We start from the raw sequence: 18,168 nt of genomic DNA on the forward strand, positions 1-18,168 counted from the left end.
GAAGCAGTCACTTGATATAATGCACTATTAACAGGTGAAATAGAAAAATGCCAAGGGTTAACTATTCTTTGTTACAAAGAGCCTAATTGGTATTTGATATTTGATTTTCATGTAATTCTAGTAATTCCTTGCTCTTCTTTTTTTCCAAAACGAAATCACACAAGGTCATAAAAAACCAGCAGAAACCCTACAATCAGTTCAAAAGTCATAAAGAACAAAGTGACACATGTCATCTAATGAAAGACAAAAAGATGATATAAAAGAAATAATAGCATAACCACGCAGACTTGTATTGTTTGTATCAGTCTAAACTCTTTCTAACTTTCCTTAAATCAAATTCTTGTATCAAACATTAAACAAAATATTATTAATTTGTTTGTTCGTTTAATTTTTCGATTATTCATTAATGCAACAAGTCAAAAATTGCCATATGAGAATGTAAAGGTTTTAGTATAATGGTTCTGTCTATGACGGACCTCAGTTGAAATCTCACGTCATCCAAATGACCAATTACGAATTTCATATCGCAACTTCGATAGGCAATATCATAAGCAATAACGTTAGTATTGACGATTCAGGTGTCTGTTTTCGATTTGAAAGTAGTTGGCTGACAGAGAAAACTAGAAAGAGTAGAAAATTGTTAAAGATAAATATAGAAGGATAAATACTAGGAGGAGAATGATCTAGTATGAACCGCTTGATAGTCGAATCCTATACCAATACCACACTGAATACAATATTAGATGACATATCCAAGAAATACAAAATTGATACAACAAAGGATCGCCTTGATAAAGATGTCCCTATAGAAGAAATAAAATTTAAGTATAGGACTTATTCTGAATGTGTCAAAATGTTATACAAGAGCGCTGGTGTAGTTAACGCAATTTAGGTTCTAACTTTCATTAATTTTATATGGCCAGTTGTACAGACTTCCGATGTTTCTTTGTGATGGTGTAATAATTTTTTTGCTTTATCTTCAGGTAATTTTTCTGTTGAAATATACCCGCATTTATCGCAAATAACAATATAACTCCAGCCTACCAAATAGTTTCATTGTAATTATGAACTATTTATATTTATTTTATATGAAAAAATGATGAGGAGTTAAAAGTAAAATCTCAAAGCAAATCCATAACAACAGAATCTACATTGTATCCTTACTAACAAGTTCTCTTGAATATGGTCATAAATATAATTAATGCAGTTTTAATCAAAACAGATAGGGTGTAAAATCCAAATTCATGTTGTGTCTTTAGTATACGATTTTGAATGAATTTAAGCGATTATATGAGATGATCGTTTGGATTCCCATTCTTCAATCTCGTCATTTTTTAGATTCGATTAATATAATATCAAAATTCAATCGAAATAAAAGAAAGAAAATTTTCCTGGTGTTGTGGTATTAATTGATCAATCATCAACTAATGGTCTACATGTTGGAAAAATGCATGATCATCCTTTTAATCCCGGAAACCCAAACTATTCGATTTTGGATATGAAAGTGGCATAAGACTTTTGCACATGAATACTTCTTGGGGCTCTGTTCAGTTAACATGTTTTATTTCATTGTTATGATAGTCTACAAAGAGCCGCAGCCAATTCCGTACATGCTTTAACTTGCAGTTCTTTATTCTACAAGGAAAGTAATCATCGAAACTTTCGGTTCTATCCTTGATATATTGCATCGTTCTTTCGATTACACTTTTCTCGTAAGAAGAATGAATATGGTGATCGAGTTTGAGAAACTGACAAGCCATGGGATACCAAGTCCCACCATCTGTAGAAACTGGGTGCTTTCCATGAACTTTGATCAAATTAGAAAGATATCTTTCTGCAACAAACATGTTTCTCTCTTTGGATATAGAAAGTGCGAGGATCTGTCTGTTTGCAGGCTCTATCGCCACCCAAAGCCAGATGTATTCTGACCCTACCTTCAACATTGTCTCGTCTACAATATATTCTAGAATTCTTCTTCTTGATGCTTTCAATTTTTGAGGCCTGTATTTTTGAATCCAATTCCAGATGGAGACATGGTTTCTTTTATACATCTGAGACAATCTTTCCGAGGCTTTTCTTAAAGATAAACCTGAAAAGTACAAATGTAAGCCATAATACACATACCTTGAAGGTGTTCTGTTTCTGCTAATCATAAAAGAAATAGGACATCTTCAAGCTATAGGTTTATCGTTAAATGAACAGAGCCCTTCTTGGTAATCAATCAATTAATCAATTAATCAAACAAACAAACACATTTCCCCATATATCGAATAATGACAATTCCGTAAGAATTGTCATTTCTATAAAATAAAAACTCGTAAAACGATGAGGGACGAAAACTGATCAAGTCACAGTAATAATAATAAGTTTACCATGATAATATAACGTATATATTATATTTGCCACACGTCTAGAAAAGTTAATCAGGTTTCTTTTGACCGCCTTTTTCTTCTAACTATCAAATACCCACCTTCATGTATCATCCATTTTTGTTTGTTTCTCGATCATATACATGTCATTAATCAAAAGTTTAAAAGAAAAATTTCACAATGAATCTAGGTAAAACTAGGACATTTACATCCTACAGCCTTGCAAAAAGGAGGAGCATTGCCCATACCTACAGAAATATGCAATGATTTAGGATGACTACAATTCTTGCATTTAATAAAGTCATCAGGAGTACTAATACTCATAAAAAGACATTACACTTCATTTTATAAAAAGCATATAGTATTGCGTTTGAATTTAAGTTTCCACAGTTGGCTAAATTAACAAAATGTAATAAAATACATTATAGAAACAAATCAGTTTGATTTGAATCGCTATGAGTACGAAGTTTTGGCTTCAGAGAATATCAATATTGTCTTAACTAGTCAAAAAAACAACTGATAATTCCACTTTTTAGTGGCTTTTTTCAAGTCATTTTTTACCCATCTATGCTAATTACTAATAATATCTTTTCCAGTGTTCATGATTTGAATTTGGTTATGGGTTATCTTGTGAATAGAAACGATGTAGAAAATTGTTTGCCAAATGTTTAATGATATCCAAATTTTACCTGAAAAAGGTAGCGCTAACTTTGTACATCAGAAAAGTCAAGCAATTACTAGATTGTTTGATTTTTTGTGTGTGGATCTACTTTTATCATACTTTCTGGGTCAACAATATACTTTACTAATTTCGGTTTGTCTATACGGACTGTACAAGATCTATCGCCTTTTCCATTCTTTTCCAAAATTATGATACCTTTCTTCCTCATCCATTCTATCCCATCGTCGAAGGAGTCCAATAATTCTGTACTATAGTAATTCTTGTTAATGTTGTCGAGTGGTCCTAGAGATAGCAAGATTTCATTATAAAGTTCTTCAACTGAGCCAAAGGTAAAATTTTTTTCAGGTTCTCCTCCCAAAATAATATGGATATGAGTCATTAGGCTCTTTATTACATCAAGATCCTTTTTATCCATATTTGCTTAGATATGACAACTCTTTTAAACAGTATAAATCCTTTGAATCCAAAATAATAAGGCAATAATCCTAAAATTACTGGAATTACAATAGTGATAAATTTCAGTCACCCCAATTTTTTCTTATGTCATATAAAGTCACATATATAGATAAACGTAATCACAAAAAAACAAGCTGGATAACAAAGTAAAGAAAAAAAGAGGATCAGTCTTCTGCAATAGTAATTTCCTTAACTACATCAAAGCTATTCCCTGAGTTACTATCATGAATTGTATATGTTATCACATAGTTTCCAGCAGGAAAAGGCGATGTCTGAGATATTGTAAATGGAATGAAAACTTCCTTATTTTGATGATGAGAGGTAATTTCGCTAACTGGGAGTCCTTGTTGTCCAGCCAAGACATTTCCTTCTGTATCAGAAATGACAAAATCTGCAGAAAAGTTAATGGTATAAAGAGAGTCACTTCCTTCCACAATTGTTCCATACTCAAATCCTACTGGTTCTATGTATAGAATAATATCTTCTCCAGGACTAAATGTACTGGAATTTCTTTGATCATAAACACCATAGCCTTGAGGGTCTGCATTTACAAATGTATCAAATGCAGAACCAAAGACCTGTCCATCACTTTGTTCAGGTGAACCTGTCGCATTTTCAGCCGCTTGTGCTAAAGCTGGTTGCATACCATATGAAATTACAGAAACAATTGCCGACGCGAATACGGCCACCGTCAAAATAAAGAGCTTGTTAGTAGATTGTACCACAATTTGCTAAAAATATAACTCCCAAATATCTTTATTGATTGCACCAAAATGAAGCTGTTACAAGCAGGAGTTTGAAAAAGCGAAATGAAAATGAATACAATTTTCATGATTTTATTCTAGGACCGAGTTGACCGATACAATAAACAAGGAAGCGATATAATAATGACAACCTGAATTGCATACCTAATTCCAATATACTTTAAATACTAGATTTCAGATATACCGTTAATGAATAGATCACTGTATATAGGATTCGGAATAATAGCAGTTTTCATGGTATTTGCAGTAGTTGCAACAATTCCAGGAATTAATCTTCCCAGTACGGTGGGCCAACAAGTATATGCTTCCGACGGCGGTAATGACAAAGAATGCTTATCTGCTTCATCAGCTCTATTCTTTGACACACAGTCTGAATTAGCTGCATATGTCTAATCACAAAATTTTTTTAGTAAATTCTCTGATTCAACACGAATTAATGGGCAATTTCTTACATATAGCATAGTTACATAAACTTCGTCAATTAAATATAAAACAAAAATAATAAAATCGGAAAGGAAATTGAGATAAATATTCTTCTAAGAATAGTTGCAAATTCACAAGATTAATAAACAAAAAATTAGTTTATTGTTGGCCTAATGCCAAATTACCCAGTTGCTGTTGTAATTGAATATTGACATTATTACATGATGCGAAAGTAATCTCTCCAGATACACATTGTGTATTTTGTTCGTTTGCTTGACCTTGTTCAATTTCTTGTTCTGCATCATTGTGTTTCTTCTTTCCGCCAGCGTATGCATAGTTATCACCTAGGGCTACTACTGAACCAATTAAGGCTGCTGCAATAAACATCGCAAATATTCCGACCTTATAGTTTTTTGTTATGTTACTCATTTTGATCAAAATCTATAGTCAAAATTAATCATATCATAGTTTGGATACTCTTTACTGCTGAATTAAAATAAAATCAACCTACAGTATCGTTTTCTTGTAAATAATTATGCAATATTATTAGTAAAAGTTGTACTTTATAAGCGATACCATAACTATCCAGGTTCATCTCAACTCGGTACATAGAATTTAGATAGAGCAAATACAATATCAAAATTCATGCATGAACATATTCCAGCATATTATAAGCACAGAAAATAAAAAAATAGCAAGAAGGTCTTTCCATCGAGTTAGTCAATTGTCTAGGATCATAATCCGAGGATTGAGCTGTTCTTACGACATACTTGAAAATAAATTTTTAATTGTAAGTAAAGATATACATAAAACTGTTCGAGGTAATCTTCATAATCGCGGTCTTTATGTTTTCAATTTAGGCTCTTCAAGTATCACATAAGTTCTATGACATTCGATACCTTTTGTGATAGACGATTTGCAGGAGAGGATTTTCAGAGAGACATATAAATATAGAAAGGATATAAGATGGATTTCATTTATTAACCCAAGTTAGGAAGTTACGAGAATTCATAAGAATAAATAAAATACATTCAGAAATCCCTCCAATAGTATTTTACATGACAAAAAAGATGTTCTTCTTTATGAGTTCATATTAGTAATTTATTCTTGTTGAGAAAGTTCCTTGTATTTTCCACTAGCATGATGAAGTATTATATCACCTTGTAGGTTGTCATACATGTATTTAATATTCCTTTCATTCTATTAATCTCCCAAAAGATGTCAATTTGGTTGAAGAATATTAACTTCAACACGTAATCTCATAATTCTCAAAGTGAACACGAAAGTTACCTAAAATTGGACACTATTTCTATTTCTCTGGTCAATCGCTCTTTTATGAATATTTTGAAAATTAGTTGTTCAATTTTATAATTTGTTTCCCTTTTTATTTTTTAATGTTTGAACTTAATACTAAATGACCCCTCACTGTGGGTTGGTATTACATCATAAAATTGATGTTACAAACATTCTTAGTATTATAAGCCACGTTGCAATTGTAAAATAAATCACTTTTATTGGATCACCATAGCTTTTTACTAGATAACAGAATCAAAATAAGATCATTTCAAGTAAGTCCACATTTATAATTAAAAATCCTACCATAATAATAATAATCAGATACCATGTAATAAGATTAATCCTAATGACCCCTAAACTGAATCAAAATCACTTTAAAAGATATATTTTAGATAAATATTAACAAAATGGGTTTCAAAATAAAATTACTATGGCCATGCAATAATATTATCTAATCCCCCACCCTAGTTAAGTATACAGCCGTATTTTATGAAAGATATTATGTGATGACATAATGGTAAAAGATGCCACAATTATTCCTATGATATCTCTCCAAAGTTCCTGGTTATTTGGTTTTTGCACCATGATAGAGTATCCAGCAACCATCTGAAAGATATCCAGCAACCAGAATCCTAGACTTCCCCAGCCCAGTAGTCCTGCCACTAGTGCACCCAATCTTGCTCCAAAACGGACAAAGTAAATTGAAACAAAGATAAGTAGATACCAAACAACTGCAATGAAAAGCCAGAAAGGTTCTAGAAATTGCGTCCTAGTATCTAAAAAATAATAAGTTGTGCCAATAGCTAAAAGCAGGAACAGAGAAATCAACAAAATCCGGTAGTTGGATGATAAGGATGTTCGCTCTTTTCTAAAATTGGATTTATCCTTCTTTTTTGTATACCGACTTTCTTCATCAATACAATACCTTAAAGAAGCCTCAAACGATTTAAGATCTATAGGAATAATTTTGTTTATCAAATCATCTTTTACAATAGCTTCATGTTTAAGACTATCAATTAGAGGCCTTGCCAACGATGCTTTAATTGGTGTAACCAAATCAACCCAGTATGATGAGAGTCGTGGAGTCAAAAACGGAATGATCAAAACTTTGATAGATTTTTTGAGAAGTCTAGCATATATTTTCATCATGTCAAGATAAGTAAGTATGTCTGGACCACCTATGTCGAATATTTTTCCTTCGGTTTGAGGTGTTTCAATTGATCTATAAAGGTAAGTAATTACATCATCAGTGAATATTGGTTGGCAGTTAGTTAACACCCATTTAGGACAAATCATTATAGGCAATCTCTCGACAAGATATCTTAACATCTCAAAAGAACCACCGCCACTTCCTAATATAACCGCGGCTCGATAAATCGTCACCTCCGCATTTGATCTTCTTAATATATCCCCTACAAGTTTCCTACTAAGCATGTGTTGAGAAAGTTCGGATTCTTTACTGTGAGTTAACCCCCCTAAATAAATAATTCTCTTGACCCCACATTGATCCGCTGCATTTGTAAAATTCTCAGCAGTTTTTTGTTCCTTTTCTGAAAATTTTTTCCAATCCTTTGTAGAGCCTTCCATTGAATGAACCAGATAATATGCAATGTCAATGTCTTTTAGAGCTTTTAAACAATCTTCATAGTTACTTAGATCTCCTTCGACTACCTCGACTCTTGATGATAAACCATCTTCTTCATAATGGTTAGAAGTATTAAAAGAACTTTTATTGCGAGTCAAGCAACGTATTGAATACCGGGTTGCTTGATTCCCTGAATTTTCAATATTAGCCTTGATTAATTGCCGTAGCAATCTACTTCCGATAAAGCCACTTGCACCTGTAACTAGAATTTTTAGCTTCTTGCCGTTGTTCTGGTCTCGGTACTGAAAGTCAATTTCCAATTTGAACTAATGTGTTTAACATCATTTTAAATCGTATGTATATGATTCTAATACGTTACAAAAATACGTGTTAAAGAGATAGACATATGTACAACAACTATGTTGTCTTTTCATAATTTATACAGAGAATATAATTATCTTGGTAAATTCAAAGATTATCCCGATTTAAGAAATCGCATGACAATTGAAAAAATTGGAGGTTATTTTGCTTATTGAGAATGTACAAAAAAAACAGAGAGGGAGAGATGGATCAAGTACTAACTTCGCTGGATTGTTTAGGCTTTGAGGATAATTTCGTTTTTAACCAGTGTATGAATAGCCTGAGATTTGATGTTATCTTATAGAATTGCATATTTACCTACATGTATATACGAAGATGTACCTCTTATCCTTTTTCCATGTGACCAAACTCCTTTACATACATTCATTTAGTAAAGTATCTATTTTATCTCGTAGTTGAAGGAGATTTTTCTTATTGACTATGATGGATTGTGACTCTAGTAGAATTTCGCCCTTGTATGACTTCCTGGTGATCGAATATTGATCGTTATACTCAGGTTTACCCGGATATTGCTTTGAGAGATTTTTGACTTCAATTATCCAACGGATGACATCTTTATCTTTTGTTGGTGATAAATTAACAGAGTTCACCGATGTATTAAAGCGTGTCAAATCCTCATTTATGTGCTTTCACAGATAAAAAATAATGGTCCGAGTTGCAAAAGATGATGAGAAAAAGATATACAATCTACTTTGTTGAGGCAGCCAAGGCCAAGGATGTAACTGTCAACGTAATTGCCAGTACCCATAGTCGAAAATCCATCATCGACCTATAGTCACAGTTATATAAGAATTTCTTACAATAGCCAATAACGAGTCATGATATCAATTTAATATCAAAGATTTTAACGATCTGATAAGTATGGTCCTTGTCATAAACATGATTTTGGTATAGGTTTATTGGCATCCTCATTTCAGAACAATCGACAAAATCAATACGAGGGCATACTAGAGATCAATAAGAAAGGAAAAGTCAACCTTTGTAAGAGAATAACAACAAAATAAGGAAAAAGAGAGATCGATCAATTTGATAAAAATTAGTAAAACATGTACAAAATTTTTTACCACCTTGATACTTTATTCATACAAACAAAAAGGAAAGCAATTATGTGTAATTTGATTGAGATTATGGAAATTAATAAAAATAAACATATTGAAATTAGTATAGGTACTCCCCCCCTAACTCTACAGTCAAAATTGCAAATTAAATTTATGACTTTCTCAAAAATTAACTTAGCATATAGTAAGGAAGGAGGTCTGATCAACAAGAATGTTTCTTGCTAAATCACAAGGACTTATAATATCAGAAGGATGTCCAAATTTTATAGCAATACAAGAAACAACTAATGTTAGATAAATTCTAAAAATCTCGCTCGAAGTTACTTTTTGATCATTGACTAAATTTTTCACACAAAGGAGCAAAGACGAGAGAGAGTGACGAGAATCAATTTCTGAAGACAAAGATTTAAAATACCATTTCTAGAGAAAAAGATTAAAAAGCCCAGTGTATAGACAAACCTACCCAAAACATAATGAAAACATTAGAAAAGGCACGTGGGTGTATTGTAGGCCAGATTAGACTAAAGGATTATTTCTATGTGTAGGATTTTGGCAAATCTATAAATGAGAAAAAGATGGTGGATATCAAGAAAGGTTCCAAAACTAAGTTAATTAAAGTTACTTGATCCAATACTTGGACAAGACTAATAAATTATATACATATTTGTTTTCGGCAGACGCAAAAAAATATATCAAATAGCAAATACAATAGCGATTGAAGATGGCAAAATCATCTAAATCAATGACAATAATATTAGCATGGTTAATTGCAATATCAACCCTAGCAATATTATCAATAGATAGTATCCACACTAACTCGGTCTTAGCATCAACTACAAATCAAACACAAGACAGTGAATCTGTGAGTGTAGCCGCAGGTGGAGGAAACGGCACAGCTCCATTAACTGTATTCATCCCTCAAAACGTAGAAGTTAAAGCAGGTCAAACAATTACCTGGCATAATCCCACAACAGTTGGAGAACCTCATACGGTTACCTTTATCTTGGATGCAAATAAAACTGCAGGAGTAGTATCTCCATTAAGCGTTTCCAATACAACCACGTTTACTGCGTTGCCACCTGGCTCAAACAACGAACCGATCATAATTCCAGGTGAAGATAGCTTAAATACCATCGTTGCAGTAAATGCACGTACATTTAATCCAGTTGTAATTAACTCTTCAGAGAATGTAAATTTCATGGCTCCAAATGCAAACTATACTTTGACAGGGACAGAAAAATATGTTAACTCGGGCTGGTTTTTACCAAATGGATTTGAACAAGAGTACCCAGGCACAGGAAATACCTTTAGTGTAACGTTCACAAATTCTGGAACATATCACTACATATGTATACTCCATCCGTGGATGACAGGAAGTGTGACAGTATCATAAGATAGTGATATAGATTCAAAGATCTTGATTACTTATTTTCCCTTTTTCTTTTTTTGTATTAAAATAATAGTATAAACATTTCTGACTACAATAAATTCAGAAGCTAGATCCGTTATCCTTTTTGTTTCTCGTCGTTACCTTTTTTGATTTAGAAATATTGTCATAGTAACTCCTTTTACTACCATGTTACTACGTATGTGAGAGAATTGACAAATCTTATTATTTCCTAGATATTCATAATATTACATACAGAAATACTTTATCCATGAGAATGCCAAAAAAGCATATGTATGCATGTTTGATTTCAGCATTATGGAAAATGAATTAGCCTAATAGAAATGATGTATGGATGAAAAATGATCTTAACATTAGATACAATCTATTTTGCAAAAGAGTAGATATTGTACCACTACCACATGACATTGGCTCCAACCCTAGCCCCCATTTGTAGATGACACGTGTGTTCAGCTTGTAAATTAATAAATGAGAAACCCCCCCCCTGCTTACCACGACTTGAATTTAACCGGCACACCCTTCCACTCAAGTATTACAATACACAAATTGCATCAAATGTATTTGTGTATCTTCGTTAGATCACCATCTTACTCGAAAAAATTATCTGCTAAACTTGTAATCGAAACAATACACTAGTAACAATTTACATTACGTTACTTTACTACCAATTGAAAATAACAATTGAAATGAAATATGCCCAACAAAGACGAAATATACATTAGTTTAATTTACCAACAGCATTATGAAAAATCAATAGATTCTAATTATTTCATTAATTTAATAATACAAAAAAAGAGAGTTTATTGCTGTCCGGCAGCGATGTTACCGTCTTGGAATTGTAATCCTAAGCCTAAGTTGTTACAGTCAATCAGTGAAAATGTTCCAGATACACATTGTGCATTTTGTTCGTTTGCTTGACCTTGTTCAATTTCTTGTTCTGCATCATTGTGTTTCTTCTTTCCGCCAGCGTATGCATAGTTGTCACCTAGGGCTACTACTGAACCAATTAAGGCTGCTGCAATAAACATCGCAAATATTCCGACCTTATAGTTTTTTGTTATGTTGCTCATTCTAATCGAAATGTATAATCGAAATTAATTATATCATAGTTTGGATGCTAATTACTGCTTAAATTTAATTAAACTAAATCATAGAATCATCATTCAAAAAAATATTATGAAATGAAAAATGAACCAAAAATTTACAAGAACAGAGATGTTGAGGAGATATATAGTATGGTAAAATAAATAGGATGAACAGATTTCCAATAATACTTGTTCTTTGCTAATTAAGACTGCTTTCATGGCGGGAAAATGTGATGAAGGTCAACGCTGTTGGCTGCCTAGGCAGGCTTTTTTCCATTTGTTAAATGGTACAATTATGACAATCAAGTATATGAGATATTATCTGGATAGTTGATTGCTTAGCATAATTGAATAAGAGGAATGATTTAGGTTATTAATAGTCCACAACGGTGGTTTGGTTAAGCAAATTAGCCATTATTTTGGGGTCTCCTATAATGGAACCATTGATTATATCAGTATTATCGTAACCTGCTATCTTAAGACAAGTCTCACAAATTATGACTTGCCCGCCTTTACTTATGAAATCAGATACATTCTTTATTAGTGGTTGTAGTCCCAAGTATTGATGCGGATTCTTTACACCAAGCTGTACTCCCTCTATACTCAGCATTAAAGTAACATTATAACCCATTTTAAGCATAGTTTGAGAGTCCAGTAGTGCAATAGTTGCTCTCCAAGGTTCGTCGCTACTCAAATGATAGACTAGCTTCGTCTTGTTCATATTATCCATGGTACTTGCTGATGTTTGTGCAAATACAATTGAAATACTATTTTCTGAAAACCAATTGAAATTATATGAATAGATATTACCAACATTGGGTAGGACAAATAGGTATCCACCTATAAGAAGAATCAATAAACTGCAAACATAGACGGATCTCTTTAAAATTGAAGTAGCTGAAGTCATCAATCTGTTTTATTACATTTTAACTAATTAATAATAGTTTATTACAGCGTCAACGTAGAATCAATATGATTAAGGATTAGGAAGAAATATGATCCTCTATATAGAAAAATTAAGTTGAACAAATCCTATTCCCAATACATCTGTAGATTAAATACCACTTTTCTAAAACAAATCAAGCCTTCTGGCTTGATTTAAATAAATGCTAGAAAGATGTCTGAAAGTATGCTAATATACGAAATAGACTGTCAAACCCTTAAACTGATTAATATGTATCCCTCTGATCTCTGCTTTGGTGTAGAGTTACATCGATATTTAATAATCATTACTATAATACCAGACAGTAATATTACTGTAGAAAAAATAGATGAGGCAAAAATTTGATTTTATCACCTAAACAGTACTAGATACAGCTAGGAACCTAAAACCGAAAATATCACGACTTATAAAAGATTCGGCTTTAAAAAAGAATGTCGATCCAGAACCCATCACTTGGGCGCAATATCATCCAGCAAAATTACACACATGTTGGGCAGTATATAAAATGACCTGCAAGGCTAGGTGTAGATAGTTATGCATTGTATAATAAATTAGATCAAACATTTAACACGTCTTTTGAACATCCTCTATTTCAGCTTGTGAAAAAACAAATGTCATATTTGGAAATCTTACCAAACAAAATATCCATTAATAGGTTAGAGTTATTGTCAAGATGATGTCTATAACCAGATCATGCAACATTCAAGCAGGGTTTGAGGTAAAACTATTCAACCGCTCACCCACCAAAATTAGAATTTTTGGTAACTTTAAAAAGGGTAATAGTCCTTTTTTTAATAATGTCATTGCTTAAGATTTCTACCTTTGCCCCATTACCTATAAGAATAATAGCAGGAATTGCCTTCATACTTCATGGCTTACCTAAATTTGAAAATTTGCAAGGAACCCAAGGCTTTTTTGCTTCGGCAGGGATTCCGCCTGAGTTAGCCATAATTGTAGGATTGTTAGAGGTAATTGGCGGAGTATTATTACTTCTGGGATTAGTTACAAGGATAACTGCAATTCTTTTTATAATAGAAATGATTTGCGCGATACTAATAATAAAAGCAGGTAATAGCTTTCTCGGTCAAGGAGGATACGAGGTCGATTTGTTGTTAATGTTTATTTCAATAAGTTTGCTACTGTCAGGACCCGGGAGGTTATCTATAGAGAGAGATTTATTAAAACATGAGATCTTTCCGAAGATATCTCATAGTAAAGATAATAGAGATTCCAGCACCAAATGAATGCTTTACCAACTAGGCGACCCCAGAGACCACGGTAAGAAATAATAAAATGGATCACAATTTTGATTTTGAGAAATATACTTGCCATTAATAAGAACAGAAAATGATGTGACGCAAATGCAGTAGCAACTATCAAGTTTATTTCTTCAAATCCAAATTATTTGAAGACGAATTTCCAGAACCCCAAGAAATTCTTCTACAAATTAGAATATGTCTCTGGTATCAGGATGAAAGAAAAGACATAGGTGAGAAATCTAAGTCGTTAAATTGAATCTAATGGGTTAAGTAATATAATCGGCTCTGTTCACTTAATATGTTTTATTTCATTGTTATGATAGTCTACAAAGAGCCGCAGCCAATTCCGTACATGCTTTAACTTGCAATTCTTTATTCTACAAGGAAAGTAGTCATCGAAACTTTCGGTTCTATCCTTTATGTATTGCATCTTTCTTTCAATCAGACTTTTCTCCAGAGAGGAATGAATGTGATGATCGAGATTTAAGAATCTACAGGCCATTGGATACCAAGTACCTCCATCATCAGTCGAAACTGGATGAATTCCATGAATCTTGACTAAATCTGAAATGAATCTTTCAGCTACAAACATGTTTCTTTCTTTAGAGATAGACAGTGCGAGAATTTGCCTGTTTTCTGTCTGGTTCAGTTGCAACCCAGAGCCAGACAAACTCTGATCCCACCTTTAACATGGTCTCGTCTACAATATATTCTAGAATTCTTCTTCTTGATGCTTTCAATTTTTGAGGCCTGTATTTTTGAATCCAATTCCAGATGGAAACGTGATTTCTCTTGTATATCTGAGATAATCTTTCCGAGGCTTTCCTTAACGATAGGCCTGAAAAGTACAAATGCAACCCATAATATACATACTTTGAAGGCGTTCTGTTTCTAGTAAGCATAAAAGAAATGGAATGCTTTCAAGCTATAGGTTTATCGTTAAATGAACAGAGCCGTATAATCACATAATCAGGGAATTCATAATTATCCTAAAAGATAATATATTGCGGACAATAAATCCGATTCTGCACGTCAACTTTCCTATACTGTCACTGAGAAATCTGATAGCTATTATTATCTTTATAGAAGCATGTTCATTCTTGTTATATTTTTTTAGGTTCTTATCGAGAGTACAATGTTCCAACTATTTTATCGTCTGCTATGGCGACCTTTTTGATCCTCATATATCTAAAAAAGTCAAAAAACTCACAACACATGATTGACAAAATTTACTTTTTTATTCTATCCGCTGTAGTATGCTGGTTTATTGCAGAATCTTTGTATGGGTATTACGATGGACTTTTACATATAGATGCGTATCCATCTCCTGCAGATTTATTTTATTTGTTAGGGAGCATATTTTTTATTTTATTTTTTTATTCCCTAAACAGGTCGTATAAAATAGAACCTGGTATGATTATAAGTGCTTTAATTACATTTTCTCTTTTTATCATTTATTCATTGTACGTAGCAATATTTATTTTTGAAATATATCAAATTAGTAACGATGTAGGAGCTTTAATACTTCTTTTTAGCTATCCAGTATTTGACACACTTATAATACTAGCATCAACAGCTTATTTCCTAAGAGGAAAAGATATATCATTAAAAAGGGAATATAATTTTTGGATTTTCTTTGCATTCTTTGGATTCATGTTTCTTGTTGCTGATCTCGTGTTCGGATTCAACGATCTTTTTAATATTATTGATACAAACAGATTTCTGGATATTTTTTACAATATAGGGTACATTATGCTCGGAATAGCTCTAATAATCAAGATAAAATATGCCTCGGCCGCCTTGCAAGAGCATGATTTGAAAGAAAATTGAAAGATGCGTTGACTGGTATTTTTAAGATCCTATCGTAACTAAGGAAAAATTGGATATTCATAAAGGTTGTACTTATTTGGACAAAAAAAGTGGCAGTCCAAGAATAATTTGAAAACCAGTTAAACTTGATTAAGATATCTGCAGACAACTAATATTCAATTTGACATAGTTTCGTTTGTGGATTTATCAAAAATATTGATGCGAGAGGTATTATCATCAGTAATATTATTATGAATTTTGATATCTGTAGAACATATTATAATCTAGATCTGGAAATTTAAAGTCTTAAAGTCTTAAGCATTTCATAAATTAACAAATTCTAATTACAATTTGTGAAGGGCAATAGCAAAGGATATATTAAATTATTCTTGATATTATTTTTGATAATTCCAAGTTTTCATGGTATTGGATTGATAACAAATGTCAAAGGCATAGACATAGGAATAACAAACATACCACCATTAGATTCTGCTTCTGCTAGTAGTAATGGTGAAAATATAATAGAAAATGACCTAAATAAAATATCTGGCTTTCTTCAATATAGAGATAAAAATCAAGACGTCACCCCTATTATACGTGATTACACAGAACTTCCTTACTCCTTTTTTTCTAATCCTGATACAGAACCGGGAAATGTGATCCCAAATCAGTATATTGTAGTACTAAAGAACAATGATATAGACATATCAGAGATTTTCTCACAAATCTCAAGTAAGGTAAATTTGAATGAGATCAAAATAATATATGAGTATCAGAAAGTTCTGAACGGTTTTGTCATCCATGTGACCAATGAAAGAATCATAGATGAAATTAAAAAAATTCCTATTGTTGACTATGTGGAAAGAGATGTTGTGGTTGAAGGATTCGCACAGGCTATGCCAACAGGAATAAACAGGATTGACGCAGATCAGAGTTACACAAAGTCCGGTGATGGTACCGGCAGCGTGAATGTAGATATTGCGATCTTAGATACAGGAATTGATCTAGACCACCCTGATCTGAACGTATACCATCAAAAATCGTTTGTTTCAAGTTCTGCTGATGATGACAATGGGCATGGTACTCATGTGGCAGGAATTGCTGCTGCTAAGGATAATAATATTGGTACAGTAGGAGTGGCTCCGGGTGCAAAACTTTGGGCTATTAAAGTCCTAGATAGCAAGGGAACTGGCCCATTGTCTACAGTTATAAAAGGTATAGACTATGTTACCCAAAACGCTAATCAAATTGAGGTTGTCAATCTTAGCTTGGGTTGCGAATGTAAATCTACTGCTTTTGACACTGCAGTCAACAACGCAGTCAAAGCAGGGATTGTTTTTACAGTGGCAGCGGGAAACGGAGCAAAGGATGCCCATAATTTCTCACCAGCAAATAATCCTAATGTAATTGCGGTATCAGCAATAGGCGATAGCGATGGAAAGTGTGGTTCAAAAGGACCAAGCACAGGCTATGGAAGTGACGATACACTATCTAGTTTTAGCAATTATGGCTCAATAGTTGATATTGCAGCCCCTGGAGCAAAGATCTATTCTACTTACAAGGGTAACACTTATGCTACAATTAGCGGAACAAGCATGGCATCACCACATGTTGCTGGCGCTGCGGCCTTATTCATGGCCAAAAGCCCAGATGCATCTCCTTCAACTGTGTATAATGAATTGATAAATAAGGGTACAACTGCAAGTACAACTTGCGATGGGAACGGGCACGGATACTTTACTGGCGACAAAGATCAATTTAGAGAGCCGCTTTTATATGTAAGAAATATTGGGGTAACAGACAGTCCGGTAGTCGTACAACAACCACCAAAAGCAGATGCAGGACCTGATCAGACGGTAAATAGCGGTAGTACAGTAAGGCTCGATGGTAGTCGCAGCTCTGATCCAAATAATTCTCCATTAACATATTCCTGGACTCAAGCCTCTGGTCCCTCGGTCACTTTGAGTGACTCTTCCTCTCAGAGTCCAACATTTAGGGCACCAGAAACCTCTACAACAACAAATCTTGTCTTTGAACTCGAGGTGACAAATAATAACAACATAAAAAGTGAACGCGATAATGTCAGAATTACGGTGCAACCCACAAATAACAACCCCAGCAACGGAAATAGTATTTGCAATCTACTTGGCGACGGATCATCACTTCGAAATTTCTTTGGGTGTAGGTAAGTGGTCACATTTCCCCATGTTTTTTTCATGTGCTATATCAGGTGCTATAGCATGTTGTTTAACTTAGCAATATATCCAAAACACCCGGATAAATCATTAATACTCTTAATAACCCCCTCTGATTTAAAACAAGACAAAAAACAATATTCCATAATAATAAAAAATAGAAATGTACCTATGCCAATGTTGAACAATTCACATCATGTGTATATGTGAAAGCCTACTGGATCATTCTAACCCTGTGATTTCTTTATACAGACCACATGGTTTTTTTATTTGTTAATTTGACAAGAAGAAACATAATAAATCTCAGTATATATATGAAGTACTGGATTTGAACCCTTCCCGTTTTCGACCGCACTTCGTATTCGTCATGTATATTTTTAGAAAACAAATGGCCAAACAAAATATGACTCCATCTTCGTTAAACACTGCTATCTCCCGCAACTGGTTGGTAAACC

Annotated in this window: 17 protein-coding genes; 6 read left to right on the top strand and 11 right to left on the bottom strand. The window is 33.2% G+C overall.

What is annotated here, in order from left to right; all coding sequences use genetic code 11:
- Window positions 1-688: 688 nt before the first annotated feature.
- Window positions 689-892 carry a hypothetical protein gene (locus tag NFRAN_RS03955; protein ID WP_134483187.1) on the top strand — a complete coding sequence of 68 codons (204 nt, stop codon included), beginning with the start codon at window positions 689-691 and terminating at the stop codon, window positions 890-892.
- 655 nt (window positions 893-1,547) lie between these two features.
- On the opposite strand, the gene NFRAN_RS03960 is transcribed toward NFRAN_RS03955, so the two are convergent.
- From NFRAN_RS03960 to NFRAN_RS03970, 4 genes are all read right to left on the bottom strand, one after another.
- Window positions 1,548-2,153 carry a DDE-type integrase/transposase/recombinase gene (locus tag NFRAN_RS03960; protein WP_134483188.1) on the bottom strand — a complete coding sequence of 202 codons (606 nt, stop codon included), beginning with the start codon at window positions 2,151-2,153 and terminating at the stop codon, window positions 1,548-1,550.
- 402 nt (window positions 2,154-2,555) lie between these two features.
- Window positions 2,556-2,693 carry a hypothetical protein gene (locus tag NFRAN_RS13600; protein WP_172602100.1) on the bottom strand — a complete coding sequence of 46 codons (138 nt, stop codon included), beginning with the start codon at window positions 2,691-2,693 and terminating at the stop codon, window positions 2,556-2,558.
- Between the two features lie 413 nt (window positions 2,694-3,106).
- Complete coding sequence (locus NFRAN_RS03965) at window positions 3,107-3,466, bottom strand: hypothetical protein (RefSeq protein WP_134483189.1); 360 nt, start codon at window positions 3,464-3,466, stop codon at window positions 3,107-3,109.
- 205 nt (window positions 3,467-3,671) lie between these two features.
- Window positions 3,672-4,232, bottom strand: coding sequence for a hypothetical protein (locus NFRAN_RS03970; protein ID WP_134483190.1), 561 nt, complete (start codon window positions 4,230-4,232; stop codon window positions 3,672-3,674).
- 228 nt (window positions 4,233-4,460) lie between these two features.
- Here NFRAN_RS03970 and NFRAN_RS03975 point away from each other — a divergent pair, with 228 nt between their 5' ends.
- The gene (locus NFRAN_RS03975) at window positions 4,461-4,664 is read left to right on the top strand and encodes a hypothetical protein (protein WP_134483191.1); all 204 of its coding nucleotides are present in this window, start codon (window positions 4,461-4,463) and stop codon (window positions 4,662-4,664) included.
- Window positions 4,665-4,853: 189 nt separating this feature from the next.
- Here the strand turns inward: NFRAN_RS03975 and NFRAN_RS03980 are convergent, their stop codons facing one another.
- The 3 genes from NFRAN_RS03980 to NFRAN_RS03990 form a co-directional block, all read right to left on the bottom strand.
- Window positions 4,854-5,123, bottom strand: coding sequence for a hypothetical protein (locus NFRAN_RS03980; protein ID WP_134483192.1), 270 nt, complete (start codon window positions 5,121-5,123; stop codon window positions 4,854-4,856).
- A gap of 1,335 nt (window positions 5,124-6,458) precedes the next feature.
- On the bottom strand, window positions 6,459-7,895 hold the full coding sequence (locus tag NFRAN_RS03985; protein WP_197731111.1) for an NAD-dependent epimerase/dehydratase family protein: 1,437 nt from the start codon (window positions 7,893-7,895) through the stop codon (window positions 6,459-6,461).
- Between the two features lie 414 nt (window positions 7,896-8,309).
- Window positions 8,310-8,567 (bottom strand): hypothetical protein, encoded by a 258-nt coding sequence (locus NFRAN_RS03990; protein ID WP_134483193.1) that lies wholly within the window; start codon window positions 8,565-8,567, stop codon window positions 8,310-8,312.
- Between the two features lie 1,168 nt (window positions 8,568-9,735).
- Between NFRAN_RS03990 and NFRAN_RS03995 the strand changes: the two genes are divergently transcribed.
- The gene (locus NFRAN_RS03995; protein WP_134483194.1) at window positions 9,736-10,407 is read left to right on the top strand and encodes a plastocyanin/azurin family copper-binding protein; all 672 of its coding nucleotides are present in this window, start codon (window positions 9,736-9,738) and stop codon (window positions 10,405-10,407) included.
- 815 nt (window positions 10,408-11,222) lie between these two features.
- Here NFRAN_RS03995 and NFRAN_RS04000 read toward each other — a convergent pair.
- The gene (locus NFRAN_RS04000; RefSeq protein WP_134483195.1) at window positions 11,223-11,492 is read right to left on the bottom strand and encodes a hypothetical protein; all 270 of its coding nucleotides are present in this window, start codon (window positions 11,490-11,492) and stop codon (window positions 11,223-11,225) included.
- 388 nt (window positions 11,493-11,880) lie between these two features.
- Window positions 11,881-12,363 (bottom strand): DsrE family protein, encoded by a 483-nt coding sequence (locus NFRAN_RS04005; protein ID WP_172602101.1) that lies wholly within the window; start codon window positions 12,361-12,363, stop codon window positions 11,881-11,883.
- 884 nt (window positions 12,364-13,247) lie between these two features.
- On the opposite strand from NFRAN_RS04005, the gene NFRAN_RS04010 reads away from it, so the two are divergent.
- Window positions 13,248-13,694 carry a DoxX family protein gene (locus tag NFRAN_RS04010; RefSeq protein ID WP_134483197.1) on the top strand — a complete coding sequence of 149 codons (447 nt, stop codon included), beginning with the start codon at window positions 13,248-13,250 and terminating at the stop codon, window positions 13,692-13,694.
- Between the two features lie 304 nt (window positions 13,695-13,998).
- On the opposite strand, the gene NFRAN_RS04015 is transcribed toward NFRAN_RS04010, so the two are convergent.
- Both NFRAN_RS04015 and NFRAN_RS04020 read right to left on the bottom strand, forming a co-directional pair.
- Window positions 13,999-14,379 carry a hypothetical protein gene (locus NFRAN_RS04015; protein WP_134483198.1) on the bottom strand — a complete coding sequence of 127 codons (381 nt, stop codon included), beginning with the start codon at window positions 14,377-14,379 and terminating at the stop codon, window positions 13,999-14,001.
- Window positions 14,312-14,611, bottom strand: a complete 300-nt coding sequence (locus NFRAN_RS04020) for a hypothetical protein (protein ID WP_134483199.1) — start codon at window positions 14,609-14,611, stop codon at window positions 14,312-14,314. Before NFRAN_RS04020 ends, NFRAN_RS04015 begins: the two co-directional genes overlap by 68 nt.
- Before the next feature lie 313 nt (window positions 14,612-14,924).
- On the opposite strand from NFRAN_RS04020, the gene NFRAN_RS04025 reads away from it, so the two are divergent.
- Together NFRAN_RS04025 and NFRAN_RS04030 are read left to right on the top strand one after the other, a co-directional pair.
- Entirely contained in the window at window positions 14,925-15,539 is a 615-nt protein-coding gene (locus NFRAN_RS04025; RefSeq protein ID WP_134483200.1) for a hypothetical protein, read from the top strand.
- Between the two features lie 380 nt (window positions 15,540-15,919).
- Window positions 15,920-17,707 (top strand): S8 family peptidase, encoded by a 1,788-nt coding sequence (locus NFRAN_RS04030; RefSeq protein ID WP_172602102.1) that lies wholly within the window; start codon window positions 15,920-15,922, stop codon window positions 17,705-17,707.
- Window positions 17,708-18,168 lie beyond the last annotated feature (461 nt).

The organism is Candidatus Nitrosocosmicus franklandus (genome assembly GCF_900696045.1).
GTDB classification, from domain to species: domain Archaea; phylum Thermoproteota; class Nitrososphaeria; order Nitrososphaerales; family Nitrososphaeraceae; genus Nitrosocosmicus; species Nitrosocosmicus franklandus_A.